Below are 26,675 nucleotides of genomic sequence, written 5' to 3'. Positions count from 1 at the left end.
GGCAACCCGGGCACCTACACAGATCCCATGGCCGTTCTGCATGCCGCTGGCGCACCCCTGAAGACCAGCGGATACACCCTGCTGATCGCCGACGACCCCACCCAGGTCGCGGCCGCGCAACGCCTGCGCCACGAGGTGTTCGCCACCGAACTCGGTGCCACCCTCCTTCCCGGCGAGGCCGGGTTGGACGTGGACCCCTTCGACGCGTACTGCGACCACCTGATCGTCCGCGAGGACAGCACCGGCGAGGTGGTCGGCACGTACCGGCTGCTGCCGCCGGGGCGCACCAGCCGGCGCTACGCCGAGGACGAATTCGACCTGAGGCCGCTCGACCCGCTCCGCGACGACCTGGTCGAGGCGGGCCGGTCCTGCGTGCACCCGGACCACCGCTCCGGCGCGGTGATCAACCTGATGTGGGCCGGCATCATCCGGTACCTGCACCTGCGCGGCTCCCGCTGGCTCGGCGGCTGCGCCTCGGTGCCGGTGGCTGACGGCGGGCGGACGGTGGCCGAGGTGTGGAGCCAGGCCCGGGCCCGGCACCTGTCGCCGCCGCCGCTGCGGGTCCGCCCGTTGCGGCCCTGGTTCACCGAGGCGGCTGCCGCCGGCCCGGTCGCCGCTGCCCCGGCCGGGCGGGTGACGGTTCCGCCGCTGCTGCGTGGCTACCTCCGGCTCGGCGCGTGGATCTGCGGCGAGCCTTCGTACGACAGCGACTTCGGGTGCGCGGACTTCTACGTCCTCTTCTCCCTGGACCGGATGAACCCGCGCTACCTGCGGCACTTCCTGGGCGGTGAGCAGCGGTGACCGCCGTGCCGCGCGACCTGTGGCGGCCCTCCTCGGGCTGCGACGACGACTGCCTGCCGGCGGCCGGCGAGGTGCCCACGGTGCCGGTGGCCCGCCGGGTGCTCCGGCTGGTCGCCGCGCTCGGCATGCTGCTGGCCGGGATCCCGGTGGTGGCGCTGCTGCCGGTGCTGCCCAGTCGGGAACGCAAGGCGCTGCTCAGCGGCTGGGCGCGGGCCACCGCGCGCGCCTTCGGCGTCCGCCTCGTGGTCCGGGGTCGGTTGCCCCGGCGGCGCGCGCTGCTGGTCGCGAACCATGTCTCCTGGCTGGACATCCTCGCGGTGCTGGCGGTCGCGCCCACCCGGATGGTGGCGAAACGGGAGGTCCGCTCCTGGCCGGTGGTCGGACTGCTGGCCGCGGCGGCGGGCACTGTCTTCGTGGACCGCGCCCGGCCGCTGGCGCTGCCGAGGACCGTCGCCCGGGTGGCCGACGCGCTGCGCGCCGGGCGGTCGGTGGCGGTCTTTCCGGAGGGTACGACGTGGTGTGCCGGGAACGGTGCCACCGACTGCCGCCCCGGCGGTGGGTTCCGGCCCGCGACGTTCCAGGCGGCCATCGACACGGGCAGCCCGGTGGTTCCGTTGCGGCTCACCTATCGCTGCACGGCCACCGGGTCGACCACCACGGCGGCCGCCTTCCTGGGTGCGGACACCCTGCTGCGCTCGGTGGCACGGGTGGTCGCGGCGCGGGAGCTGGTGGTCTCGGTGACGATCGCCGCTGCGCTGCACCCGGCCCGTGACGCCGACCGGCGGTTGCTGGCCCGGGCCGCCGAGTCGGCCGTACACCTGGTGCCGACGGTGGGTGCCGTGGCGCGGGCCCGGCTGCGGCCGGTGCCGACGGTGACCCCGGTCGTTCCCGGGCCGGCTCCGCTCGTCGATCGGGAGCTGGACCTGGCGGCCTGAGGGGAGCACGCCGAGCGCCGAGCCGGCGACCAACTCGCGACCTGTCTTGTGGTGTCGCGATGTATCGCGTTACATTCTCCTCCTGTTCGGCGTGCCTCCCGCGCGTCGTCGAGAGGGGGACGCCATGGCCGGATGGACGGTCGAGAGCCCGCAACGGCTCACAGTGGACACTCCGGTCGTCCGGCTGGACGTTCGACTGATCAGTGGGCGGCTCAACGTGGTCGCCACCGACGGGCCGACCCGGATCGACGTGACCCAGGTCGGCCGTCGGCCGGTCCTGATCGACCACACCGACGGTCGGCTCAGCATCCGTCAGGAGCGCGGTCGGGGCTGGTCGGACGTCCTGCGCTGGTTCCGGATGATCCACCGCTATCCCCGGGTGGACGTATCCGTCGCCGTACCCGCCGACGTCCTCGCCGATCTGGGTCTGGTCGCGGGCTCGCTGGTCGCCTCCGGCCTGCGCCGGCAGACCACCGCCAACGTCGTCGCCGGCCAGATCACCCTGATGGGGCTGCGCGGCAGCACCTCCGCGAAGCTCACCTCGGGGCCGGTGGAGGCGCTCGGCGTCCGCGGCGACCTCACAGTGGAGACGGTCTCCGGGGAGGTGATCCTCGCCGACAGCGCCGCCGACCGGGTACGGGCACAGACCGTCTCCGGCGCCATCACCTGCGACCTGGACAACCCCCGGCGCAGCGAGATCCGGTTGACCACCATCTCGGGCAGCATCACCGTTCGGGTCCGCGCGGACAGCGACCTCGCCGTTCAGCTGAACACCGCCTCCGGCCGGATCACCAGCGGCTTTCCGCAGCTGCGCACCTCGACGTTCCCACTGCCCAGCAGCGAGGGGGTGCTCGGCGCCGGCGAAGGTAAGCTCTGGGCTTCCGCGACCTCGGGGAGCATCGCCCTGCTCGCCCGAGCCGTCGACGACGATGGGGAGGAGCTGCCGTGACCGCCGTGTTCAGCCACGGGCGGCTCCGGCTCTACCTGCTCAAGCTCCTCGACGACGGCCCGAAGCACGGCTACGAGCTGATCCGCCTGCTGGAGGACCGGTTCCTCGGGCTGTACGCGCCCAGCGCCGGCACCATCTACCCCCGCCTGCAGCGGCTGGAGGTCGAGGGTCTGGTCAGCCACACCGCGGCCGGCGGCCGCAAGACGTACGACATCACCGACGCCGGCCGGGCCGAACTGCGTCAGCGGGCCGGTGAGTTGACCGCCCTGGAAACGGACATCGCGGCCTCCGTGGCGGACCTCTCCAGCCTGGCCGGCGAGATCCGCAGCGAGGTACGCGGATCGGCACGCGACCTCAAGCGGGAGTTGAGCGAGGCCACCCGGCAGACCCGACGGGCCCGGTGGGAGGCGCCCGCACCGCAGCCCAGGCCGGCGTCGACCACCGGGCCGCAGGCCGAGCTGCGCGACGAACTCGACAAGCGGCTGGCCGCGTTCACCGCCGAGGTGGGCCGGCTGATGCACGCCCGACAGTTCAGTGACACCCAGCTGCGCACCGCGATCCGGCTGCTCGACGGCGCCCTGGACGGGTTGCGTCGGCTGCTGCGCTGACCGGCGTCGCCGGATGGTCAGCGACTCACAGCCTTTTTTCAGGAAGCGTCCAGCGCTGGCGCAGTGACGTCACCGATGATGGGCACATGCCCGCTACCCAGACCGAGGCGCGACTGCTTGTCGTCGAGGACGACCCCAACATCCTCGAACTGCTCTCCGCGAGCCTGCGGTTCGCGGGCTTCGACGTGGCAACCGCGACAAGTGGAAGCGCGGCGCTGAACGCCGCCAAGGACCACCGGCCCGACCTGGTGGTGCTTGACGTGATGCTCCCCGACCTGGACGGCTTCGAGGTCATCCGGATGCTCCGCGAGGGCGGCACGCGTACCCCGGTGGTGTTCCTGACCGCCCGGGACGCCACCGACGACAAGATCCGTGGGCTGACCCTGGGCGGCGACGACTACGTCACGAAGCCGTTCAGCCTGGAGGAGCTGACCGCGCGGATCCGCGCCGTGCTGCGCCGCACCACCACCGGCGAGCAGGCCCCGTCCCGGCTCACCTTCGCCGACCTGGAGTTGGACGAGGAGACCCACGAGGTGCACCGGGCCGGTCAGCGGGTGCAACTCTCGCCGACCGAGTTCAAGCTGCTGCGGTACCTGATGCTCAACGCCAACCGGGTGCTGTCCAAGGCGCAGATCCTCGACCACGTCTGGAACTACGACTTCCGGGGCGACGACAACATCGTCGAGTCCTACATCTCCTACCTGCGGCGCAAGGTCGACACCACCCAACCCCGGCTGATCCACACTCTTCGCGGCGTCGGGTACGTCCTGCGCAAGCCGGCGGCGTGAACGCGGTCCAGCAGGCGAAGGGACGGGTGCGCAGCGTTCCGCTGCGGGTGAAGCTGGTCACCTCGGTGCTCGCGCTGGTCGCCGTCGCGCTTCTGGTGATCAGCTCGCTGACCGCGTACTTCCTTCGCAACTACCTGGAGGGCCAGGTCGACGGGCAGGTCCGGTCGACCGCCCAGGGCCTCGGCCAGGTGCTTCTGAAGCTGCGCAGCGGTGAGGTCGGCGCGGTGCTGCCCAGCGACTACGTCGTGATCGTGGCCGACGAGCGGCGGGTGTACGACCCCCTGTACGACAAGCGCAACTTCGACCCTGAACAGCTGCCCACGTTTCCTGCCAGCCGCAAGGACTTCGAGGCGGCGGAGGGCGAGCCGCGGACGGTCGTCTCACACGATCGCCTCACCCGGTGGCGGGTCTACTACGCGGCTCAACCGGACGGCTCGGTGCTGGCCGTGGGTCAGCCGCTGACCGAGGTGGACCGGGCGGTGAAGCAGCTCGTCTGGATAGACCTCCTGGTCGGGGGCGCAGTGCTGATCATGCTGGCCTCGGTCGGCGCGGCGATCGTCCGGACCAGCCTCAAGCCCCTCGTCGAGATCGAACAGACCGCCGCGGCGATCGCCGGCGGTGATCTGACCCGCCGGGTGCCCGACCCGGAGGAGGGACAGGCCGAGCCGACCTCGGAGCTGGGCCGGCTATCCCGTGCGCTGAACGCGATGCTCACCCAGATCGAGGCGGCGTTCACTGCCCGAGCCGCGTCGGAGACCTCGGCCCGATGGGCGGAGAGCGCCGCCCGGGACGCCGCCGCCGCCGCTCAGGCGTCCGAAGCGCGGGCCATCCGCTCCGAGGAGCGGATGCGGCAGTTCGTCGCCGACGCCTCGCACGAGCTGCGGACTCCGCTCACCACCATTCGTGGCTTCGCCGAGCTGTACCGGCAGGGTGCGGCCCGTGCGCCGGAACAGACCGCCGGCCTGCTGCGCCGGATCGAGGACGAGGCGGCCCGGATGGGGCTGCTGGTGGAGGACCTGCTGCTGCTCGCCCGGTTGGACATGGAACGGCCGCTCTCGCTGACCCCGGTGGAGCTGCCGGTGCTCGCCTCCGACGCGGTGCAGGCCGCCCGGGCGATGGCACCGGACCGGCGGATCGAGCTGGAGATCGCGCCCGAATCCGGCCCGCTCGTCGTCTCCGCCGACGACGCGCGGCTACGGCAGGTGATCGGCAACCTGGTCACCAACGCGCTCACCCACACCCCGGCGGAGGCCGAAGTCCGGGTACGGCTGCGCGCCGAACCGGGTGGCTTCGCCGTTGTGGAGGTGGCCGACACCGGTCCCGGCCTCTCGGCCGAGCAGGCGGAACGCGTCTTCGAACGGTTCTACCGGGCCGACGCGGCCCGTACCCGGCGGGCCGACGGCAACACCGGCACCGGCCTCGGCCTGGCCATCGTGGCCGCCCTGGTCGCCGCCCATCACGGTTCGGTCGAGGTGGCCGAGACGTCCGGCGGCGGGGCCACGTTCCGGGTTCGGCTGCCACTGCTGCCGCAGGTCGACGGAGCGGGCGAGTGACTTTCAGCCAACTTCCAGGACGGTTCCAGGTTGATTGCAGTGCCGGAGGAGAAGGTAGTGCCATGACCGAGTTCGAGTCCGACCCGCAGCGCCGGCCGGCCCCCACCGACGCCGAGCCGTCGCACCCCACCGCCGAGCTGCCGCGCGACGAGCGCGTGCAGTCCGACTCCCCGACCACCCCCGTACCGGTCGTCTCGACCGGCGGCGACCCGACGGTCGCCTCCACCACCGGTGACGCGGAGACCACAGCCGCCACGCCGGTCGGGTACCCCGGCTCCGCCGCGCCAGTCGGCCAGCCGACCGCCGCTCAGCCGACCGGGTACGAGCCGTCGACCGGCTACGAGCGCCCGGCCGCCGCCGCGTCCGCGCCGCCCTACCCGGTCTCCGGTCACCCGGCGCCCGGCCAGCCCGGCTACCCGCAGCCGGCCGCCGGCCACTACCCCGGTGCCCCCTGGTACCCGGGCCAGCAGTCCGGCTGGGCCGGCGGGGGCCAGCCGGGCATGGCGTACGCCCAGCACCAGCAGCACCCCGGGCAGCACGCCCAGCACCCCGGGCAGCACCCGCACCACCCGGGCCAGCCGGTCCCGCCGTGGGGCCCGCAGGTCGCGCCGCCCGGCAGCGGCCCCCGGCCGGGTCGGATCGCCAAGTTCGCCGGTGCCGGTGTCGCGGTGTTCGCCCTGATGCTCGGTTCCGGCGTGGCTGGTGGGGCACTCGCGCTCGCCCTCGACGCCGACGGCGGTGGCATCACCCGTACCTACTCCGCGGCTCCGGTGATCAATGGCGCCGATCTGCCGAAGATCGCCGCGTCGGTGCAGGACAGCGTCGTCTCGATCACCACCGGCAGCGGTGAGGGCTCCGGGGTGGTGCTCAGCGCCGACGGATACGTGCTGACAAACAACCACGTTGTCGCGTCCGCCGCCGGCGACGCCGTGCGGGTGGTCTTCGCCGACGGCAAGACCGCCGACGCGAAGATCATCGGCACCGATCCGAAGACCGACCTGGCCGTGGTGAAGGCCAACGGGGTGAGCGACCTCAAGCCGGCCAAGTTCGGCGACAGCGACGCCATGCAGGTCGGCGACCAGGTGCTCGCCCTGGGCAGCCCGCTCGGTCTGCAGGGTTCGGTGACCTCGGGCATCCTCAGCGCCCGGGACCGCACCATCCGGGCCGGTGAGGGTCAGCCGCAGGACCCGACCCAGCAGCAGGGCCAGCCGGTCAGCTCGATCTCCGGGCTGCTCCAGACGGACGCCCCGATCAACCCCGGCAACTCCGGCGGCGCCCTGGTCAACACTCGGGGTGAGGTGATCGGCGTCAACACCGCCATCGCGACCTCCGGGCAGAGCACCGGCAACATCGGTGTCGGGTTCGCCATCCCCAGCAACAAGGCCAAGGACGTCGCGGGCAAGCTCCAGCGTGGCGAGAAGGTCAGCCACCCGTCGCTCGGAGTCGGCGTCAACCAGGCCGAGGGCGGCGGGGCCCTCGTCGCGTCGGTCACCCCGGGCAGCCCGGCGGAGAAGGCCGGCCTCCAGCGCGGCGACGTCGTCACCCGGTTCGGCGACAAGCCCGTCAACGACTCGGACGACCTGGTCGGCGCGGTGCAGGCCGGCAAGGTCGGCGACCGGGTCGAGGTGCAGTTCAAGCGCAACGGTGTCGAGAAGACGGAGACCGTGACACTCGCCGAGACGTCCTGACCAGCTGTCTGAACCTGCTTCCTCCCTCCGGCGGCGGGTGGCGGGGCCGAGGGGGTCGGCTCCGTCACCCGCCGCTTTTTTCCGCCCGGACGGCGGTTCACCCGGATCGGGTGAACCGCCGTCACCCGTCCGCCCGGCAGTTTCGGAGGGCGACGACCGGAACCGGGGGTAGGTGCCATGACCGAGGTGGTGGGTGTCCGCGACGACCAGCGGATCCAACGCGACGTTCTGGCCGAGCTGGCCTGGGACGCCCGGCTGCAACCGAACGAGATCGGGGTGACCGTCGACCAGGGCGTGGTCACCCTGACCGGATTCGTGGACGGTGCCGCGCGCGGCTGGGCCGCGACGCGGTGTGCACAGCGGGTTCGCGGCGTACGGGCGGTGGCCGACGAGATGGAGGTGCGGCTGCCCGGCACTCCGGGGCGCACCGACGCCGAGGTCGCCAACGCCGCCACCCGCGCCTTGGAGTGGGACAGCTTCGTACCCGCGGAACGGCTGGACGTGACAGTGGCAAACGGCTGGCTGATGCTGCGCGGTGAGGTCGAGTTCGGGTGGCAGCGGCGGGCCGCCGAGGGCGAGGTGCGCCGGCTCGACGGCGTACGGGGGATCACCAACCTGATCGAGGTACGCCCCGCGGCGCCACCGGCCGCCGAGCGGCTGCGACGCGACGTCCAGCGGGCGCTGCTGCGTACGCTCGGCGGCGAGCGGGTGACAGTCGAGGTGGACGGCGACACGCTGGTCCTCGCCGGTGTGGTCCGTTCCTGGTGGGAACGCGATCAGGTCGAGCGGGTGGCGTGGTCCGCGCCCGGGGTGCGGGTGGTCCACGACCAACTCCTGGTGGGCGGGTGATCGTCCGCCATGTCCGGTTTACCTGGGACGCCACCGGGAAACCGCCGCCGACCGGCGGTGCCGCCGCACCGGGGAGCAACGGGGAGGACTCGTGGCCGTGAACCACTCGCCTGCGGGCCGCCCCGAGGAGCGGTCGCTGCGCATCGCGATGGTGGTTCCGCCGTGGTTGTCCGTACCGCCACCCGGCTACGGCGGCCTCGAACAGGTCGTCGCCGCCCTGGTTGACGCGCTCTGCGGGCAGGGGCACTCGGTGACCCTGTTCGGCGCCGGCGATGACCACGGCACGGCGGCCGACGGCTTCGTCTCCACGGTGGCCGAGGTCCAGTACGAGCGGCTCGGCGAGTCACTGCCCGAGCTGGCCCACCTGGCCAGGGTGAATCGGCTGATCAGCCCGGCCGACTTCGACGTGATCCACGACCACACCACGATCGGTCCGCTGGTCGCCGGCCGTCGGGCCGTGCCGACTGTCGCCACAGTGCACGGCAACCCCGTCGGGGAGTACGGCGACGTGCTGAGCGACATCGACGCGGGCGTCGCACTCGTGGCCATCTCGCACGCCCAGCGCCGGCTGAACCCGAACCTGCCCTGGGCCGGCACTGTGCACAACGCGCTCGACATCCGCGGCTTCCCGCGCAAGCACACGCCCGGCGCGGGGCCGGTGCTGTGGCTGGCCCGGTTCAGCCCGGACAAGGGCCCGGACACCGCCATCCGGGCGTGCCGGGCGGCCGGACTGCCCCTGCTGTTGGCCGGCAAGTGCAACGAGCCGGCCGAGCGCCGCTACTACGAGCAGGTCGTCGCGCCGATGGTCGACGAGGACGTGACAGTCGTGCTCAACGCGGACCGCGCGACGACGCTGCGGATGCTTGTCGACGCGCGCTGCCTGATCATGCCGATCCAGTGGGACGAGCCGTTCGGCATGGTGATGCTTGAGGCGATGGCCACCGGCACGCCGGTGGTGGCGCTCAACCGGGGTGCGGTGCCGGAGCTGGTGCGGCCGGGGCTGACCGGGCTCGTCGTCGAGCGGTCGGAGGAGCTACCCGCGGCGTTGCTCGCGGCGGAGCGACTCGACCCGGAGGACTGCGTGGCGCACGTCGCCCGGAACTTCTCGGTCGAGCGGATGGCGAGCGGCTACGCCGAGGTCTATCGGCGCTTCGCCCTCGGCCGGCACGACGCCCGTGAGCCGGCCCGGGTGCCGGTGCGCTGACCCACCGGTGTCGCCGGGTCAGGCCCCGGTCGCGCCCAGCTCGGCGATGGCGGCGTCGAGCCGAGAGGCGTACGCCGGGCTGATGCCGCCCTCACCGAGACGGACGGCGACCTTCGCACGCAGCCGGGCCACCGGCGGCGCCAGCTCTTCGCGGCCGGAGCTGACCGCCACGGTCAGGTTGCGCAGCTCGTTGCGCAGGTCGAGGGCCACGTCGTCGCGGATCTCGCCGGCGCTCAGGCCGGAGCCGATCAACCCGTCGACGCGGTTCGCGACCTGGGTCAGGGTGCCCGGGTTCGAGGTGGGCGCTCCGGTGGTCGGCTTCGTCGACGGTGCAGCGGTCGGCGGGGACGACGTGATCGGCGCGGACGACTCGGGGGCCGGCGGCTCGGTCGACGGTGTCGTCACCGGCCCGGCGGAGGGTTGCGCCCGGCGGGTCGGTTGCTGTTCGGGCAGCAGGGCCACCCCGGCCAGGGTCACCCCGACGGCCAGCACCAGCAGCAACACCAACCGCCGACGCGACCAGCCCGACCCGGTCGCCGGCTCGCCCGCGTTGGAGGAGGTCGCGCCGTCCGAGGCGTCTCCGTGCTGTCGCTTTGCCGCCGGACCGCCGGCCGTCGCGACGGCGGGCGACTGTGGTGGCAGGGGCTGGGTCGGCACCCGGATGGTCGCCGTCGAGGGCTCGGCGGGCAGCGAGTGATCGCGGAGCGCGGTGGCGACCTGCCGGGCGGTCGGCCGATCGGCCGGGTTCCGGGCGAGGCTGCGCAGGCAGATCTGGGCCACCGGTGCGGGCAGTTCCGGTAGGTCGGCCAGCGTTGGCGGCGGACCACTGGCCAGCGCGGCGCTGAGCTGCTCCCAGGTGTCCGCCGGATACGGGACCCGGCCGGTGAGCGCCTCGTGCAGCAGCACGCCGAGTGAGTACACGTCGGTGGACGGTTGGGCCGGCGCGCCGTCGAGACGTTCCGGAGCGACGTACGCCGGGGTGCCGAAGGTCTCGCCGTCCTCGTCCTCGTCGGGCGCGCCGATCCGGGTGGCGATGCCGAAATCGAGCACCTTGACGCCCGTCCCGGTCATCATCACGTTGGCCGGGGTGATGTCCCGGTGCACGATGCCGAGCCGGTGCGCGGCGGCCAGCGCGTCCGCGACCTGCGCGCCCACCTGCACCGCCTCGGCCCAGGGCAGCGGCCCTTCGGTGAGCCGAAGCTTCAACTCCTCGCCGCTGAGCAGCTCCATCACCACGAACGAGGTGATCGAGCCGTCCGGGTCGACCGTCTCGCCGTAGTCGTGCACGGAGGTCAGGTGTGGGTGCACCAACTGGGCGGCGGCTCGTGCCTCCTCGCGCACCATCCCCCGGAACCGCGCGTCGGCGGCGAGTGACGGGGCGAGCACCTTGAGCGCGACCACCCGGTCCAGTACCTCGTCCCGGGCACGCCAGATGACCGACATGCCACCGGCGCCGATCTGGTCCAGAAGTCGGTATCTGCGAGCCAGCAATCGGCCCGGATGCAGCGCTGCCTTCACGGATCGCACCTGCCTCAGGGGTGGGAGCGGTATCAGGTTGCGCGAATGCGTCCTGCCTGTCAACGCCGTCGCCACCGGCTGTCGACGGACGGTGCCTGCCGTGCGCCGACCGCCGGTCGACAGCGGCCCACTGGTCGGCGGCGGGCGCGTGCCAGGATGAGAGACATGGCGGGGGGACCGGTGGCGTTCGTGCTCGGCGGCGGGGGAGTGCTCGGCGCGGTCGAGGTCGGCATGTTGCGTGCCCTGTTCCGGGCCGGCATCCAACCCGACATGGTCCTCGGCACCTCGATCGGCGCGGTCAACGGCGCGCTGGTCGCCGCCGACCCGTCCGAGGCGGTGACCGACCGGCTGGTCCGGCTCTGGGCCTCACCGGAGGCGAGCGAGGTGTACGGCGACTCGGTCGCCCGGCAGCTACGCCGCTTCGCCGCCCGCACCCACCTGCACTCGCCCCGGCCGCTGCGCCGCCTGCTCGAGAACGAGTTGGGGGTGGACACCACCTTCGCCGACCTGCGGGTGCCGTTCCGGTGCTGCGCCGCCCACATCGAGCGGGCCGCCGAGCACTGGTTCGACAGCGGTCCGGTGGTGCCGGCGGTGATGGCGTCGGCCTCGGTGCCGGGCCTGCTTCCGCCGATGGAGATCGACGGCGCGCACTACGTGGACGGCGGCATCGTCAACTCCATCCCGATCGGCGAGGCCGTGGCCGTCGGCGCCCGCCGGATCTACGTCCTCCAGGTGGGTCGGATCGAACGGGAGCTGACCCCGCCCCGTCGGCCGTGGGAGATCGCGCAGGTCGCGTTCGAGATCTCCCGCCGGCACCGGTTCTTCCGGGAGATGGCGGCGTTGCCGGAGGGGGTGGAGGTGCACGTCCTGCCGACCGGCGGGCTCAACCCACGCGACGACACGCCGTGGGCGTACCGGGACATGGCGGCGGTGGGCCGGCGGATCAGCCGCGCGTACACCGCCTCCCGGCGCTACCTCGCCACCCACCTGGAGCGTTGATGCCGCTGCCTCCCCGGTGGCTGCGTCGGCTGCTGATCGCCCCCGCCGTCGTGCTGCTCGCCTTCCTCGTGGTCACCACGTTGCCGATCTGGGCGCTGCTCGCCGCGGCCGCGTCCCCGCTGGTCCCGGGCCGGTTGCGCCCGCTGCGACTGCTCTGGATCGGCTGCTTCTACCTGGTCTGGGACGCCGCCGCGCTGCTCGCGCTCTTCCTGCTCTGGGTCGTCTCCGGCTTCGGCTGGCGGGCCCGGTCCCCGGCCTTCCAGCGCGCGCACTACGTGCTGGCCGGCTGGTTCCTGCGGGTGCTGTTCTGGCAGGCACGCTGGACACTGCGCCTGAGCATCGACGTGGTGGGCACCGACCCGGACACGGCGCTGCCCGGCCGGCCCGAGCTGGTGCTCTGCCGGCACGCCGGGCCGGGCGACTCGTTCATCCTGATCCACGGGCTGGTCAACTGGTTCCACCGTGAGCCACGGATCGTCCTCAAGGACAGCCTCCAGTGGGATCCGGCGATCGACGTGCTGCTCAACCGTCTGCCCAACCGGTTCATCGCGCCGACCCCGGAGCGCGGCGAGGAGACGGTACGCCAGGTCGGGCACCTCGCCACCGGCCTGGACGACAACGACGCCTTCGTGATCTTCCCCGAGGGCGGCAACTTCACCCCCGGGCGACGGCTGCGCGCCATCGCCCGGCTGCGCTCCCTCGGCCTGGAAAGGATGGCCCTGCGCGCCGAGCGGATGCGCCACGTGCTCGCCCCGCAGCCCGGTGGGATGCTCGCCGCGCTGGACGCCGCACCGGACGCCGGGGTCATCTTCGTCGCCCACACCGGGCTGGACCGGATGCTCACCGTCACCGACGTGTGGCGGGAACTGCCGATGGACAAGCGGATCGTGATGCGGTTCTGGTCGGTGCCGCCGGAGGACGTACCGACCGGACGGCAGGAACGCATCGACTGGCTCTTCGATTGGTGGGCGCAGATTGATGCCTGGATCGCGGCTAATCGGTAAATGTCCGCGTAGGGTGCGGGCGTGGACGAGATCTGCGTGGTGACAACGGTGGTGGACGCGCGTTCGGTCGCCGACGTGCTGGCGGCTGCGGCCGTCGCCGGCAGGCTCGCCGCCTGCGCCCAGGTGGGTGGTCAGGTGGACAGCACCTACTGGTGGCGGTCCGGGATGGAGACGAGCACCGAGTGGTCGGTGCAGTTCAAGACCGCACCGGATCGGCTCACCGCGTTGCTGGACCAGATCCGGGTCAGCCACCCGTACGAGGTGCCGGAGATTCTGGTGTCCAGGGTGGAGAGCGGCAACCCCGACTACGCCACCTGGGTGTACGAGCACACCCGATCCTGAGTACGCGCACTCTGGGTCGCACCCCGGTCGGTTGTCGATGATGACCGGGTGGACGACACCCGTTACCCCTGCCCCGCCTGCGGTGCACCGGCCGATCTGAGCGCCGGTTGCTCCGGCTGCCGCCGCGCGCCCGACCCGATCGCCGCTGAGGTGGTTCGGCTGAGCCGGGAGGTCGCCGAGCTTGAGCCGCAGGTGGAGCGGGCTCGCCGCACGTACACCGAGCTGGCCGGGCGGCTGTCGACCGTGTCCGGGCGGCGAGCCGAACTGGCCGCTGTCGTCCGTGCCGGGTTGGCGGCCTCGGTCGTGGCGCGCCCGGCGCCTGCCGTCGGCCCGGCGCCGTTCATCGGCCCGGGCCCCGGGGTCGCGACGGGTTCGCGGCCGGGCGCGGCGGAAACCTCGACCCGGACGGTCCAGGGCTTGCTCTTCGTCCTCGGTGGACTCCTGTTGGGCACCGCGGCGGTCGTGTTCACAGCGGTCGCCTGGGCGGCGGTGGGGGTCGCCGGACGGGCGTTGATCCTGGTGGCGTTCACCGCGCTCGCGCTGGGCGTACCGCTGTTGGCGGTCCGGCGAGGGCTGCGCGGTACGGCGGAGACCTTCGCCGCTGTGGGTTTGCTGCTGGTGGTGCTGGACGGTTACGCGGCCTGGTCGGTGGACCTGGCTGGCGTGGCCGGCTGGCCGGGCAGCCGGTACGCCGCGCTGGTCGGGGGGGCCAGCGCGGCGGTCGCCGTGGCGTACGGCCGGTGGAGCGGGTTGACGGGGCCCTGGTTCGCCGCCCTGGTGGCCGCCCAGCCGGTGTTGCCGCTGCTCGCCGCCGAGGCCGGGCTGGGTGCGGCGGGGTGGGCGTTGGTACTGCTCGGGGTGGCGTCGCTGAACCTGGCCGTGCTGGCCGCGCTGCGTGGCCGGGGAGGGGCGGCGCAGCTCGTCGGCCGGGTGCTGGCCGGCGCCGGTCACGTCGCCGCGCTGGTGGGCGCCTCGGCGTGCGCGGTGGTGCCGCTGGTCGGTGGGCGGGCGGGGGGCTCGCCACTGCTGGCCGGGGTGCCGCTGTTGCTGGTCGCGCTGACCGGGTTCGGTGCGGCCTGGCTCGTCGGGGGACGGGCGCTGCGGGCGGTGACGGCCGGGTTGCTGGTGCCGGTGCTCGCCGCCGCCCTGCTGCGTCCGGTGGCGGAGCTGAGGCCGTCCCTGCTGTTGCTCGCGGCGGCGACGGTGGCGCTGGGGATGGCCGCCGCCGTGCGGCTCCTGCCGGCGGCGGTGGACGGTGGCGGCGGTTGGCGGACCGGTCCGCGGGCCGGCGCGCTGGTCGTCGCGGGGGGCACGGCGCAGGTGACCGTGTTGATCACCATCGGGCTGGCGGTCGCCGCCGTCGGCCGGTCGCTGCCGCCCTGGGGCGGGGCCGGGACGGGGCCGGACCTGCGCTGGGGTTGGCAGCTGGCACCCGCTGTGGCGCTGGCGATCGGCGCCGCGGTGCTGCTGCTCCCTCGGAACACGCGGGCGGTGCTCGCCACGACCGGCGCGGTTGCCGTGCTGTTCGCCTTGCCCGCCGGCTGGGCGGCCTCCTGGCCTCAGGTGATGGCCATCGACCTGGTCGGCGGGGTCGCGCTGCTGCTCGCCGTGTTGGCCCGCCCGAGCACCCCGTCGGTCGCCCTGCGCACCCGTGCGCTCGGCGGCGCCGTCCTGCTCGGGCACGGGCTGCTCGTCGCCCTGGCCGCCCCGACCGGCGCCCTGGTGGCGCTCGGCGTGCTCGCCGTGGTCGGGCTGGCACTGGCCGTCCGACGGGGGACCGGCGCGTACCGGGAGGTGGCCGGTGCGGGCCTGCTGGTCGGGCAGCTCGCGCTGCCCGGGTTCGCGGCCCTGGCGATGTTCGCCGCGGGCGGGCCGCCCTGGTGGCAGGCCCGGCTCGCGCTGGCCGCCGCCGGGCTGTCGCTGGTCGCGGCGCTCGCGGCCCGCCGCCACCGGGTGGAGCTGACCGGGTACGCGGTGACCGGCGCCGTCGCCGCGGTGACAGTGCCCGGCCTCGCGCCACTGGTCGGGGCGGGTGACGAGCCGCTCGCGCCGTACGCGGCGCTGGCCGCGCTGGGTGTCGCGTTCGTCGTCTACCTGCTGCCGTCGGCGAACGCCTCCGGCCAGGCGGCCCTCGGGGACCGGCCGGCGGCCGACGGGCGCGAATCGGCCCGGTCGGCGCTGTTGCTGGCGGCCGGCGGAACGCTGGCGGCGGTCGCCGTCCTGTCGGCCCTGCCGACGGTGCTGACCGCGTTCGGGTCGCCCTACGGCGGCGGGAACCGGGTGTGGTCGGGGGTGCCCACTGTCGTCGCCGACCCGACGGTGCTCCCGGTCGGGTTCGCGCTGGTCGTGCTGGCGGTGGCCGGCGCGCTGGCCGGTCGGCGGGTCGGCCTGCCGGTGCCGCCCGCGCTGCCGTTCGTCGCGGCGGCGCTGCCGGTGCTGCTCATCGCGGTCGGCGCGCCGTGGCCGGTGCTGCCGGCCGCCGTCCTGCTCGCCGGCCTGGCGGCGCTGCTGTTCACCGCGCTGGCCGCCGCCCGCCCGGCGCTCACGCCGGTCGCCGTGCCGGTGGGCGTGGTGCTGGTGGCCTCCGGTGTGCTCGGTCTGCTGGCCACCAGGGCCGGGACGCTCGCCGCCGGGGCGCGACGGTTCGGGGTACGGGTCGCCGGCTGTCTCGCCGCCGTGGGCGCGGCGTCCGCGTTGGCGGTGACCGCCCCCCTCGCCGGTGGGCTGCCGTTGCGGGCCGCCGCGTACCCACTGCTGGCGGTGGCCGCGTTGGTGCTGGCCGCCGCGGCGGTCGCCCCCGCGCGGGTCCGGCTGGGACGGGTGCTGGACGCCGCCGCGCAGGCCGTCGCGCTGGTGGCGGCGGTGCTCGCCGTCGAGGCGGCGCGGCACCTCGCCACCGTCTGCGTGCTCTGGGGCGTCGCCGTGGCGCTGCGGCTGCTGCGCCGGGGCGAACCGGCCGGGCGGCGGTGGGCGTTCGCCGGGATCGCCGCCGGCAGCGAGCTGCTCGGGGCCTGGGTGCTGCTGGCCGCCGGTGGAGTGACAGTGCTGGAGGCGTACACCCTGCCGGCCGCGGCGCTCGCTGTCGGAGCGGGTCTGTTGGCGCTGCGCACCCGGCCGGGGCTGACCAGCTGGCCGGCCCTCGGCCCGGGGTTGGTCGCGGCGTTGCTGCCCAGCCTCGTGTCGGTGCTGGCCGGGGCGGACCCGCAGCCGTGGCGGCGACTGCTCCTCGGCGCGGCGGCGACCGGCGCGGTGCTGGCCGGCGCGACCCGCCGGTGGCAGGCGCCGGTGCTGCTCGGCGGCGGGGTGCTGACGCTGTTGGCGCTGCACGAGCTGGCCCGGGGATGGGATCTGCTGCCCCGGTGGATCTACCTGGGGATCGGCGGGCTGGCGCTGGTCGGGCTCGCCGCCACCTACGAGCGGCGTCGCCGTGACCTGGCTCGACTGCGTGCCGCGGTGGGCCGACTGAGCTGAGTCGAACCAGTAGGGGTAGGGCCTGCCCTACCCCCCATTCGGGGGTTGTCGGGGTTACTCAGGGCTACCGCGATCGGGAGACTTGACATTAAGCCCGAACCACCCCGGTACGGGCGCAAGCGGAACGGGAGCAGCGATGGCGCTCGGAGCGGTGGCGGAACCGCCGGTACGACGGCGAGGCAGTGACTACGCACAGTTGTCCCGACGGATCAGCCAGGCAGGCCTGCTGGAACGGCGCCCCGGCTGGTATGTCACCCGCATCGTGCTCACCCTCGGGGCCTTCGTGGCCGGCTGGGTGGCCGTGTTCATGCTCGGCGACTCCTGGTGGCAGCTTCCGCTCGCGGCAGTGATGGCAGTGGCCACCACCCAGGTCGCCTTCCTCGGTCACGACGCCGGGCACCGCCAGATGTTCCGTCGGCGTGGCCCCAGCGAGTTGGTGGGGCTGCTCGCCGGCAACGTGGCGGTGGGGATCAGCTACGGCTGGTGGGTCGACAAGCACAACCGCCACCACGCCAACCCGAACCACGAGGACGAGGACCCGGACGTCGGCGCGGGTGCCCTGGTGTGGACGCCCGAGCAGGCGTTGGAGACCCGTGGGTTCGGCCGTTGGATGGCTCAGCGGCAGGCGTACTTCTTCTTCCCCATGCTGCTGCTCGAGGGCCTGAGCCTGCACGTGGCGAGCATCCGGGCGATCGTCGGCCGGGAGGACGGCAAGTACACCGTCCCGATGCGGCGCCGGGCGGTCGAGGCGGCGTTGCTCGTCGCGCACACCGCCGCCTACGTGGCGCTGCTGTTGGCGGTCATGTCCCCGGTCAAGGCGCTGCTCTTCGCCGTCGTGCACCAGGCGCTGTGGGGCCTCTACATGGGCTGCGCGTTCGCGCCGAACCACAAGGGCATGCCGATGCCGACCGCCGAGGACGAGCTGGACTTCCTGCGTAAGCAGGTGCTGACCTCCCGCAACGTGCGCGGCAGCCGACTGGTGGACACCACGCTCGGCGGTCTCAACTACCAGATCGAGCACCACCTCTTCCCGAACATGCCCCGCGCCAACCTGCGCCGGGCCCAGCCGATCGTCCGCGCCTACTGCGTCGAGCAGGGCATCCCGTACGCGGAGACCGGGCTGGTCGAGTCGTACCGGCAGGCGCTCGGTCACCTGCACGAGGTGGGCCGGCCGCTGCGCGGCTGAACAGCACGGCCGATGCGCGGCTGACACGATATTGATCGGCGGGGCGGCATCGTCAGATGCCGCCCCGCCGTCGCGTTCCTGGCAGTTCGCTCCGCCACCGCCACCGCCGGTGGCGCGTCCGGTCAGCCAGCCGCCCCACCGGTAGGGTCTGGTCATGGCAGACCTGCTCACCGCGGACGCGGTGCGAGAAGAGCTGAGCCGGTTGCCCGACTGGTCGGGTGACCCGACCGGCATCGGTCGTGACGTCCAGCTCGGCAGTTTCCCGGCGGCCATCGCTGTGGTGGACCGGGTGGCGACGGTGGCCGAGGAGCTCGACCACCATCCCGACATCGACATCCGATGGCGGACCCTGACCTTCCGCTGTGTCACGCACTCGGCCGGTGGGGTCACCCACCGGGACATCGAGCTGGCCCGGCGAATTGACGACATCGTCCGGAGTGCGGCATGAGATTCGAGATCAGCAAGGTTCTGGATGCCATCGAGGGTCGGGTCTGCACGGACCCGTCACTGGCCCGAGCCGTGGTCGACCTGGCCGAAGTGATCCGCTACCAGGACATCGACGGTGGCCGACCGGCCAGCCTGCTACGCCTCGGCATGGTCATCGACGCGCTCTCCCGCGAGCTGGAGGAGGACAGCGTCCAGGTCTACGCGGTGGTGCACCGGGCGTTGCTCTCCGACGCCGACCTCACCTCGAACGAGCGGATGGTCGTCCGCCGCTGGGCCGACGACGGGCTCGTCGAGGTGCTCGACAACCCGGGTGACCGGATGTTGGAGGTCGCCGACCTGCTCGGTCTGCCGGTGCTCAGCCGGGTCCGCTTCGACGGGTTGCGCGGTCGGTTCCCGTGGCTGGTCGAGCAGCCTGGTCGGGTGGTCGCACCAGTGCCGGGTGCCGGCGGGCCGGTGTTCATCGCGCACGTCGGTGGCGGGCACTCGCCGGTGGCCGGCAAGCGGTCGCCGACCGGCGTCAAGCTGCTGGCCCGCCAGTGGCGCTGCCCGGAGTCGGGCTGCGCGCTGTTCGGCGGCGGTGGTGGGGGTGGCGCGTTCGCCGACCTGGCCGGGGGTGCCGACCGCAGCCCCGCAGCGCAGCCGCCGCCCGCGCTGCGGGCCGGCGTGCCCACCTGCCCCCGGCACGGCGTACGGCTCGGTGACGCCGGCCCGCGTCCGCGTACCGAGGTGCTCGCGGTGCGCGTCGGTGGCCTGGTCCGACGGCGGTTCGTGCTCAGCGAGGAGCAGCCGATCGTGGCCGGCCGGGCTCCCGAGCAGGACGGCGGGATCATGCTCGGGCAGTGGCTCAACGACGAGGCCCGGCGGTGGATCAGCCGTGGTCACGTCCGCTTCGAGCTGCGGGTCGGCGAGGTCATCGTGACCGACGTCAGCACCAACGGCTCCGGCATCCGCCCGGCCGGTTCGATGACCGAGTCCGACCGGATCCCGCTGGCGCCGCAGCAGTCCCGGGTGCTGGGTGAGAACGACATGGTGGAGCTGTACCCGGGGGTGCAGATCGGTCGGGCCGAGGAGCTGCCCACCGGTGCCCCGTTCACCCCCACCTCGGTGATGGCCGAGGCCCCGACGATGGCCATGCGCCTGCCCCGCCCCTGACGCGAAAGGCGGGCGCCGGAACCCCGACGCCCGCCTTTCACCACGGTCCTGGGTCAGCCGGCCAGCACCTCGGCCAGCCGGGTCACCGCCAGGTCGATCTCCTCCTCGGTGATCACCAGCGGCGGGGCGAGCCGGATGGTGGAGCCGTGGGTGTCCTTGGCGAGGATTCCGCGCGCGGCAAGCCGCTCACACGCCTCCCGACCGCTCATCAGCGCCGGGTCGATGTCCAGACCGGCCCACAGGCCACGGACGCGTACCCCGACCAGCCCCTTGCCGAGCAGCCCTTCCAGGCCGGCCCGCAGCCGCTCACCCAGCTCGGCCGAGCGGCGCTGGAACTCGCCGGTGGCCAGCAGCCGGACCACCTCGATCGCCACCGCGCAGGCGAGCGGGTTGCCGCCGAAGGTGGAGCCGTGCTGACCGGGCTTGAGCACGCCGAGCACGTCGGCGTTCGCAGCCACCGCGGACACCGGCACGATGCCGCCGCCGAGCGCCTTGCCGAGCAGGTACATGTCCGGCACGACGCCCTCGTGGTCGCAGGCGAAGGTCGCGCCGGTACGCCCCAGACCCGACTGGATCTCGTCGGCGATGAACAGCACGTTGCGCTCGGTGCAGACCTGGCGTACGCCCGGCAGGTAGCCCTCCGGCGGCACCACCACACCCTGCTCACCCTGGATCGGCTCCAGCAGCACGGCCACTGTGTTCTCGTCGATCGCGGCGGTCAGCGCGGCCAGGTCGCCGTACGGCACGACAGTGAACCCCGGGGTGTACGGCCCGAAGTCGGCGCGGGCGTCCTCGTCGGTGGAGAAGCTCACGATGGTGGTGGTCCGGCCGTGGAAGTTGCCCTCGGCGACCACGATGTTGGCCTGCCCGGCGGCCACGCCCTTGACCTGGTAGCCCCACTTGCGGGCCACCTTGATCCCGGTCTCCACCGCCTCGGCGCCGGTGTTCATCGGCAGCACGAGGTCCTTGCCGCACAGCTCGGCCAGTTCCCGGCAGAAGTCGGCGAACTGGTCGTGGATGAACGCCCGGCTGGTCAGCGTCAGCCGGTCCAGTTGGGCGTGCGCGGCGGCGATCAGCTGCGGGTGCCGGTGGCCGAAGTTCAGCGCGGAGTAGCCGGCCAGGCAGTCCAGGTAGCGGCGGCCGTCCACATCGGTGAGCCAGGCGCCCTCGGCGGACGAGATCACCACCGGCAGCGGGTGGTAGTTGTGCGCGGTCCAGCGCTCGGCGTCCCGGACCGCTCCCGGCGTACGCAGCTTGTCATCCACTATCACTTGCTTGCCTTTCCCTGACGGAGTCGCAGCGTGCAGCACTTCGGTCCGCCGCCGGCCTTACGTAGCTCGGACAGGTCGACCCCGATGGTCTCGTAGCCCCGGTCGCGCAGCTTGGCGGCCAGGTCGGTGGCCTGCGCGGGCAGCACCACGTGCCGCCCGTCGCTGACCGCGTTCAGCCCCAGCACCTCGGCGTCGGCCATGGTGGCGTGCACCGCGTCGGGGAACAGCCGGCGCAGCACGGCCTGGCTGCCCGGGGAGAACGCCTCCGGCAGGTACGCCACGGTCCGCTCGTCGAGCACTGTCAACGCGGTGTCCAGGTGGTAGAAGCGTGGGTCGACCAGTTGCATGGTGATCACCGGGTAGCCGAAGACCTCCTGCAACTGGGCGTGTGCGGCGTGCGCCGTGCGGAAGCCGGTGCCGGCCAGCAGGTGGTCACCGGCCAGCAGGACGTCGCCCTCGCCCTCGTTGACGTGCTTCGGGTCGTACATCTGGAAGCCGGCGGCCTCGAACCAGGCCCGGTACGCGGGCGCCTCGTCGGCGCGCTGCGGGTCGCGGAACTGCACGGCCATCGCCTTGCCGTCGATCACGGTGCCGCCGTTGGCGGCGAAGACCATGTCGGGCAGGCCGGGCACCGGAGTGATCTCCTCGACGGTGTGGCCCAGGTCAAGGTACGTCTGGCGCAGCTGCTCCCACTGCCGGACGGCCAGCGCGGCGTCGACCGGCGCGCTCGGGTCCATCCAGGGGTTGATCGCGTAATCGACGGCGAAGTACGTCGGCCGGCACATCAACAGGCGCTGGCTGGTGGCGTCCATCGTCATTGTCCTGCTCCCAGGGGTCGGGCGCGCCCGGCCACCGTGGCCCACGGGCTGGCGCCGTTGCTCAACGGTATGCGGCGTCAGCGGCAGGATCCACCACCGAGAGTTGCGCAGACCGGAGATTCGTTGCGTGTAGCGGGCCATCTGAAACGAATCGTTGCGTTGGAGCGTGGAGGCGCCGGTGGCCGGTGGGCCGGTGGCCGAGAGCTGTGGGCCGAGAGCCGGGGCCGGGGAGCCGGCGGGCTCGTTCGCAGCCTTTGCTCTGCTGCCCTATGTGCACCACCAGACCGGGCCACCCGCACCGACGAGTACCGGATCCGCCGGCCACTTTTCGGCGCCGCGCGACGGTCGCCTGCCGGACGGACGCCCCGTGGCGCATATAGGTATGCAGAGCAAAGGGTGTTGTATGTGGTTCTCCCGGCTGCGGGGACGCACGAGATCGCCGCTCGGCGACCTGGACCGGAAGGAACCGTCGAACCCTGGAAACACTTCAGGGGCGGCGAACCGCCGCCCCTGAAAGGGTGTCGCCCGGCCGGTGAACCACCGGACTGATCGGGCTGCCGGCGAACCGCCGGCTGTTCGCCGGTGCATCACCGGCGAGCGGAACAGTGCCCGCTAGAAACGATCCACAAACTGTGAGTCAAGCCACTCTCGGAAGCGCGGCACCCAGTCGCCGTCGGTGGTCGGCCAGTCGAACTGCCCGGTCATCGCGAGCACCCCGATCACGACCGCGGCCAGCCCGATCAGCACGCCGAAGAGCGCGTCGGTCTTGCCGGCGACGTGCCGACGACGGGTGGCCATCAGGCCGAGCACCGCGAGCACCGCACCGAACGCGCCGAGCCCGATGCCGTACCCGGCCAGGGTCCCGGTCAGCACGAACATCGCGCCGGCGACCGAGACGATCAGGCCGAGGGTGGCGAGCAGGCTGGCCCGCGGCTTCGGGCCACGCGTCACCGGCGGCTCGGGCGTGCTCACGCCCGGCGTCGGGTCGACCGGGCGGTCCGTGGTGACCCGATCGGTGGAGTCGGGCCGACGGGTGGTGCTGTCGGGGTCGGCGCCCCGCTCGGCGGTGCGCGCCGTGGCCGGGGCGACGGTGGGCCGGGAGTCGGTTTCCACCGTGCGGGCCGTGCGGGGCTCGGGTGTGACCGGGCTGGTCGTGCCGGTCACCGGCTCGGGTGCGACGGGGCGGGTCGTGCCGTTCACGGGCTCGGGTGCGACCGGGCGGGCGGTGCCGCGGGGCTCGGTCTCCGCCGGTCGCGCGGTGGCGGCTCGGGCCACCGCCGCCCGCTCGTTGGCCCGCCGCTCGGCCTCGCTGGTCTGGCTGTCGGTCGCGCCGGCGCTGCGGTACGTCGTCTGGTCGGCGTCCCGGTCGGTGACCACCGGGCGACCGACGCCGTCGTCGGACTGCCCGGTCTCGGTGACCGGGGCGTCACGGCCGTCCACGCGGCCGTCGAGGTTCTCGTCCCGCGTCGGTGCCGGCTCGGACCGGCGGGACAGCGAAGGAATCCTGACCACTACACACCTCCTGATGAATGCGTGGTGGCCGACGGAAAGGGTGGCACCCACGCGGTGTCGCCCCTCAAATACCCACCTGGGCGTTTCCTGACACCAATCCTGGGTACGGACGCTGAGACGGCCTTGACCGGCCCGGTTGGCCGTCGTCGACTCGGTTGCCTGGAAGTCGCGGTGTCCCGTCTCCGTGGACACCCTGGTTTCCTGAAACCCGGGTCAATCAACGCGGCGGGGGACCGGGTTGATCGGGCGGCGGCGGGCCCGAGCCGATCAGCGCGGTCCGGTCGGGCGGGGCTGGCTATCCTTGGCACCTGTGCCAGAGGGACACACGATCCATCGCCTGGCGGCCCGGCACGCCGAGCTGTTCGCCGGGGACAAGCTGCACGCCGCCAGCCCGCAGGGCCGCTTCGCCGAGGGCGCCGCCCGGCTCTCCGGGACCGTGCTGGAGGGCACCGAGGCGTACGGGAAGCACCTGCTGCACCACTACGCCGGCGAGCTGACGTTGCACGTACACCTCGGGTTGTACGGCAAGTTCACCGACGGACCGGGGGAGCCGCCGGAGCCGGTCGGGCAGGTGCGACTACGGCTGGCCAGCGACCGGCACTGGCTCGACCTGCGTGGGCCGACGGCCTGTGAGCTGCTCACCCCACCCGAGGTGGCCGCGCTGCGGGACCGACTCGGGCCGGATCCGTTGCGCGCCGACGCCGACCCGGAGCGGGCGTACGCCCGGATCGCCCGCAGCCGCACCCCTCTCGCCGCGCTGTTGCTGGACCAGTCGGTGGTGGCCGGCACCGGTTTGATCTTCGTGACCGAGGCGCTGTTCCGGGCGGGACTGCCGCCGACGATGCCGGGCCGACAGTTGACCAGGACCGGCTGGGACGCGCTCTGGGTCGACCTGGTCGGCTTGATGCGGCTCGCGGTCGAGCACGGCCGGATCGACACGGTCCGCGACGCGCACCTGCCGGAGGCGATGGGCCGGCCGGCGCGGGTGGACCGGCACGGCGGCGAGGTGTACGTCTACCGCCGCCCGGGAGCACCCTGCCACGTCTGCGGCACCGAGGTCAGCCGCGGCGAACTGGCCGCCCGCAACCTCTACTGGTGCCCCACCTGCCAGACCACCTAACCCCCCCCGCCCCACACCGGCGCCGATCTTGCAGTTTCTGTTGTCGACATGGGCGGATATGCGCCGTAGGTCGGGACAGAAAGTGCAAGATCGCGGGGCTGGGTCGGGTAGCGCCGCCCCCGTGATCGCCGAGCCCGGCCTCAGTCGGTGTCGAGCAGCCAGCGGACCACCTCGATCTTCTCGGGGAAGACGGTGTCGTCGGCGAGGCTCCAGGACAGCGTGTGCCCGACCGTCCAACCCCGGACCCGTTCCCGGTCCAGGCCCAGTTCGGTGCTGAGCCGGTGCAGTCGATGCCGGACGGCGGCCGGTGAGTGGCCCAACTCCGGGCCGCGCACCATCGGCACGACCGAGAACTCCCGTTCCCCGATGAGCGGCTTCGGGTCGATCGCCAACCACGGCCCTCGGCCGGCGGCGAGCGCGTCGGCGGCGAGGATGTTGCCGGCGTGCAGGTCCTGGTTGACCAGCACCTGCTCGCCCTGGCTCGACGCCAGGCCGGTGAGCAGGTCGAGCGCCGCGTCCAGCAACCGCCGCTCGTACGGCCGACCGGCCCGTTCCCAGGACCGGGGCATCCGGTCGATCCAACCGGCGGCCTCCTGCGCCAGCGGGGTGAACGGCGCGCCGGCCGGTCGCCAGAGCCGGGGGAGCAGTCCGACCACCACGTCCAGGGCCCGGTCCGGCGAAAGATCGTGCAGGGGGGTGCCGGGCTGGCAGCGTTCGAGCAGCAGGGCACGCCGCCCGGGGTCGTGGGTGAGCAGACGGATCGCCCCGTCGCCGTCCCAGTGGGCCAAGGCATCGGCCTCGTACCGGCTCTCCTCGTCGGGGTACTGCAGCTTCAGCACCGCCGCAGTGCCGTCGGGCAGGTGGGCCGGGAGTGCCAGTGACGCGTACGCCTGCCGGAAGGGCGGCCCGACCCGCAGCGACCAGCGCTCGGCGCACTCGTTCAGCCACGTCGGGAGTGCGGCCAGCCAGGCGCGACCCGACGATGTTCCGCGTACCCAGTCGAGTCCCTCGGGCAGATCCATCCGATGCTCCTGAGTCGTGCGGCGATTCGTGCCGGCTGCCAGGTGATTCAGCCCGGCCACGGGCGTTCACACATCGGTCCACAGTGGCTAGCGTGGACGGGTGCAGATTGGTGTGAACGTACCGAACTTCGCCCCGGGTACCGACCCCGACGTGCTGCGTCGGTGGGCGCAGACGGTGGAGGGTCTCGGCTTCGACCTGTTGATGGTCTCCGACCACGTCGTGGTGACCCCGGACGTGGCCGAGCAGTATCCGGCGCCGTTCTACGAGCCGTTCACCACGCTGTCCTGGCTGGCCGGGGTGACCAGCCGGGTTCGGCTGGGCACCACGGTGCTGATCGTCCCGTACCGGCACCCGCTGCTCACCGCCCGGATGGCGGCGAACCTCAACCGGCTCAGCGGCGGCCGGCTCGTCCTCGGTGTCGGCGTCGGCTGGGCCCGGCAGGAGTTCGAGGCGCTCGGCGTGCCGTTCCGGCAGCGCGGCGCGCTGACCGACGAGTACCTGCACACCATGCGCGAGGCCTGGCAGGACACCGACGACTACGACACGGCGGCGATCCCGATCTGGGTCGGCGGCAACAGCGAGGCCGGCATGCGCCGCGCGGTACTGCTCGGTGACGCCTGGCACCCGCTGCGGGTCACGCCGGGACGGCTGGCCGAGGCGGTCGGACGACTGACGGACATCGCCGACGAGTTGGGTCGCCCGGTGCCCGCGGTGGTGCCGCGGATCGCGCTCCAGGAGACCCGAGAACCGATCACCGACCCGGACCGGCTCGCCGGTGTCGGCACCATCGATCAGATCGTCGCCGACCTGGACAAGCTACGTGCGCTCGGCGCGGAGACGGTGGTGCTGGACCCGTTCAACGGCGACCTGACCGAGATCCGCCAGCCCGAACGCGCCTGGCGGACCCTTGCGGCAGTGGCCGCACATCACGCAACCCAGGAGGACCGATGACCCCCGACGACGAGAAGTTTCTCCGCCACGCCGTGGAAATCGCCAGGCGGGCGGGAGCTTCCGGCGAACGGCCGTTCGGCTCGTTGCTGGTCGACGCGGCCGGCGTCGTCCTGATCGAGGACCACAACACAGTGGTCTCCGACGCGGACATCAGCGCTCATCCGGAGTTGAAGCTGGCCCGGTGGGCGGCTCGGGAACTTGCCCCCGAGGTGGCCGCCGGCACCACCATGTTCACCAGTTGTCAGCCCTGCGCGATGTGTGCGACGGCGATCGACCGGTCCGGCCTCGGGCGGGTGGTGTACGCGCTGTCCACCGAGCAGTTCGAGGAGGTCAAGCCGGCCACCCCGCCGCTGCCTCCGGTCCGCTATGAGGGGCCGGCGTTGTTCGATGAGGCACGCCAGCCGATCGACGACTACTACTGACCGGAGCTGCCCCGCGGCGGTGTGACGCAGCCGGAATTGACAGTCGGCCGGCTGCCGGAGCAGG

Annotated in this window: 24 protein-coding genes; 19 read left to right on the top strand and 5 right to left on the bottom strand. The window is 73.1% G+C overall.

From position 1 onward, the window contains the following. The first annotated feature begins 27 nt into the window (after window positions 1-27). The 9 genes from KBX08_RS22455 (at window position 28) to KBX08_RS22415 (ending at window position 9,375) form a co-directional block, all read left to right on the top strand. Window positions 28-801, top strand: coding sequence for a GNAT family N-acetyltransferase (locus KBX08_RS22455; protein WP_210785384.1), 774 nt, complete (start codon window positions 28-30; stop codon window positions 799-801). Further along, window positions 798-1,736 carry a 1-acyl-sn-glycerol-3-phosphate acyltransferase gene (locus KBX08_RS22450; protein ID WP_210785383.1) on the top strand — a complete coding sequence of 313 codons (939 nt, stop codon included), beginning with the start codon at window positions 798-800 and terminating at the stop codon, window positions 1,734-1,736. The genes KBX08_RS22455 and KBX08_RS22450 overlap by 4 nt, the downstream gene beginning before the upstream one ends. A 124-nt stretch (window positions 1,737-1,860) precedes the next feature. Next, a complete protein-coding gene (locus tag KBX08_RS22445) occupies window positions 1,861-2,685 on the top strand; it encodes a DUF4097 family beta strand repeat-containing protein (RefSeq protein ID WP_210785382.1) in 825 nt (274 codons plus the stop codon). Then, complete coding sequence (locus KBX08_RS22440; RefSeq protein ID WP_210785381.1) at window positions 2,682-3,293, top strand: PadR family transcriptional regulator; 612 nt, start codon at window positions 2,682-2,684, stop codon at window positions 3,291-3,293. Before KBX08_RS22445 ends, KBX08_RS22440 begins: the two co-directional genes overlap by 4 nt. An 86-nt stretch (window positions 3,294-3,379) precedes the next feature. After that, on the top strand, window positions 3,380-4,081 hold the full coding sequence (locus KBX08_RS22435) for a response regulator transcription factor (RefSeq protein WP_030336721.1): 702 nt from the start codon (window positions 3,380-3,382) through the stop codon (window positions 4,079-4,081). Continuing rightward, window positions 4,078-5,634, top strand: a complete 1,557-nt coding sequence (locus tag KBX08_RS22430; RefSeq protein WP_210785380.1) for a cell wall metabolism sensor histidine kinase WalK — start codon at window positions 4,078-4,080, stop codon at window positions 5,632-5,634. The genes KBX08_RS22435 and KBX08_RS22430 overlap by 4 nt, the downstream gene beginning before the upstream one ends. Before the next feature lie 62 nt (window positions 5,635-5,696). Continuing rightward, the gene (locus KBX08_RS22425) at window positions 5,697-7,322 is read left to right on the top strand and encodes a trypsin-like peptidase domain-containing protein (RefSeq protein ID WP_210785379.1); all 1,626 of its coding nucleotides are present in this window, start codon (window positions 5,697-5,699) and stop codon (window positions 7,320-7,322) included. A 177-nt stretch (window positions 7,323-7,499) separates the two neighbouring features. Further along, complete coding sequence (locus KBX08_RS22420) at window positions 7,500-8,171, top strand: BON domain-containing protein (RefSeq protein WP_210785378.1); 672 nt, start codon at window positions 7,500-7,502, stop codon at window positions 8,169-8,171. Window positions 8,172-8,319: 148 nt separating this feature from the next. Further along, complete coding sequence (locus KBX08_RS22415) at window positions 8,320-9,375, top strand: glycosyltransferase family 4 protein (protein WP_247669860.1); 1,056 nt, start codon at window positions 8,320-8,322, stop codon at window positions 9,373-9,375. An 18-nt stretch (window positions 9,376-9,393) separates the two neighbouring features. Here the strand turns inward: KBX08_RS22415 and KBX08_RS22410 are convergent, their stop codons facing one another. Beyond that, the gene (locus KBX08_RS22410) at window positions 9,394-10,893 is read right to left on the bottom strand and encodes a serine/threonine-protein kinase (RefSeq protein WP_210785376.1); all 1,500 of its coding nucleotides are present in this window, start codon (window positions 10,891-10,893) and stop codon (window positions 9,394-9,396) included. A gap of 165 nt (window positions 10,894-11,058) precedes the next feature. Here KBX08_RS22410 and KBX08_RS22405 point away from each other — a divergent pair, with 165 nt between their 5' ends. The 7 genes from KBX08_RS22405 to KBX08_RS22375 all read left to right on the top strand — a co-directional run bounded on the left by KBX08_RS22405 (window position 11,059) and on the right by KBX08_RS22375 (window position 19,494). Further along, window positions 11,059-11,892, top strand: coding sequence for a patatin-like phospholipase family protein (locus KBX08_RS22405; protein ID WP_210785375.1), 834 nt, complete (start codon window positions 11,059-11,061; stop codon window positions 11,890-11,892). Further along, a complete protein-coding gene (locus KBX08_RS22400) occupies window positions 11,892-12,896 on the top strand; it encodes a 1-acyl-sn-glycerol-3-phosphate acyltransferase (RefSeq protein ID WP_210785374.1) in 1,005 nt (334 codons plus the stop codon). Before KBX08_RS22405 ends, KBX08_RS22400 begins: the two co-directional genes overlap by 1 nt. Window positions 12,897-12,917: 21 nt before the next feature. Beyond that, window positions 12,918-13,238: a divalent-cation tolerance protein CutA gene (cutA, locus tag KBX08_RS22395; RefSeq protein ID WP_091406014.1), complete on the top strand. Its 321-nt coding sequence runs from the start codon at window positions 12,918-12,920 to the stop codon at window positions 13,236-13,238. Between the two features lie 48 nt (window positions 13,239-13,286). Next, on the top strand, window positions 13,287-16,709 hold the full coding sequence (locus KBX08_RS22390; RefSeq protein WP_210785373.1) for an SCO7613 C-terminal domain-containing membrane protein: 3,423 nt from the start codon (window positions 13,287-13,289) through the stop codon (window positions 16,707-16,709). A gap of 136 nt (window positions 16,710-16,845) precedes the next feature. Continuing rightward, complete coding sequence (locus KBX08_RS22385) at window positions 16,846-17,895, top strand: acyl-CoA desaturase (RefSeq protein ID WP_210785372.1); 1,050 nt, start codon at window positions 16,846-16,848, stop codon at window positions 17,893-17,895. A 154-nt stretch (window positions 17,896-18,049) separates the two neighbouring features. After that, window positions 18,050-18,343 carry a 4a-hydroxytetrahydrobiopterin dehydratase gene (locus KBX08_RS22380; protein ID WP_210785371.1) on the top strand — a complete coding sequence of 98 codons (294 nt, stop codon included), beginning with the start codon at window positions 18,050-18,052 and terminating at the stop codon, window positions 18,341-18,343. After that, the gene (locus KBX08_RS22375; RefSeq protein WP_210785370.1) at window positions 18,340-19,494 is read left to right on the top strand and encodes an FHA domain-containing protein; all 1,155 of its coding nucleotides are present in this window, start codon (window positions 18,340-18,342) and stop codon (window positions 19,492-19,494) included. The genes KBX08_RS22380 and KBX08_RS22375 overlap by 4 nt, the downstream gene beginning before the upstream one ends. Window positions 19,495-19,547: 53 nt before the next feature. Here the strand turns inward: KBX08_RS22375 and rocD are convergent, their stop codons facing one another. The 3 genes from rocD to KBX08_RS22360 form a co-directional block, all read right to left on the bottom strand. Continuing rightward, a complete protein-coding gene (gene rocD / locus KBX08_RS22370; protein ID WP_210785393.1) occupies window positions 19,548-20,762 on the bottom strand; it encodes an ornithine--oxo-acid transaminase in 1,215 nt (404 codons plus the stop codon). Next, window positions 20,762-21,577, bottom strand: coding sequence for a dimethylargininase (gene ddaH, locus KBX08_RS22365; protein WP_210785392.1), 816 nt, complete (start codon window positions 21,575-21,577; stop codon window positions 20,762-20,764). Before ddaH ends, rocD begins: the two co-directional genes overlap by 1 nt. A 618-nt stretch (window positions 21,578-22,195) precedes the next feature. Beyond that, window positions 22,196-23,095, bottom strand: coding sequence for a thrombospondin (locus KBX08_RS22360; protein ID WP_307850606.1), 900 nt, complete (start codon window positions 23,093-23,095; stop codon window positions 22,196-22,198). Between the two features lie 310 nt (window positions 23,096-23,405). Between KBX08_RS22360 and KBX08_RS22355 the strand changes: the two genes are divergently transcribed. Then, the gene (locus KBX08_RS22355) at window positions 23,406-24,215 is read left to right on the top strand and encodes an Fpg/Nei family DNA glycosylase (protein WP_210785369.1); all 810 of its coding nucleotides are present in this window, start codon (window positions 23,406-23,408) and stop codon (window positions 24,213-24,215) included. 140 nt (window positions 24,216-24,355) lie between these two features. On the opposite strand, the gene KBX08_RS22350 is transcribed toward KBX08_RS22355, so the two are convergent. Beyond that, complete coding sequence (locus tag KBX08_RS22350) at window positions 24,356-25,237, bottom strand: aminoglycoside phosphotransferase family protein (RefSeq protein WP_210785368.1); 882 nt, start codon at window positions 25,235-25,237, stop codon at window positions 24,356-24,358. A gap of 100 nt (window positions 25,238-25,337) precedes the next feature. On the opposite strand from KBX08_RS22350, the gene KBX08_RS22345 reads away from it, so the two are divergent. Beyond that, window positions 25,338-26,189, top strand: coding sequence for an LLM class flavin-dependent oxidoreductase (locus KBX08_RS22345; RefSeq protein WP_210785367.1), 852 nt, complete (start codon window positions 25,338-25,340; stop codon window positions 26,187-26,189). Then, window positions 26,186-26,611, top strand: a complete 426-nt coding sequence (locus KBX08_RS22340; RefSeq protein ID WP_210785366.1) for a nucleoside deaminase — start codon at window positions 26,186-26,188, stop codon at window positions 26,609-26,611. Before KBX08_RS22345 ends, KBX08_RS22340 begins: the two co-directional genes overlap by 4 nt. Window positions 26,612-26,675 lie beyond the last annotated feature (64 nt).

This window comes from Micromonospora sp. H61, from assembly GCF_018070325.1.
Lineage (GTDB): Bacteria > Actinomycetota > Actinomycetes > Mycobacteriales > Micromonosporaceae > Micromonospora > Micromonospora salmantinae.
The sequence above is the reverse complement of the archived record's forward strand: the minus strand, read 5'-3'. Positions and strand labels throughout refer to the sequence as shown.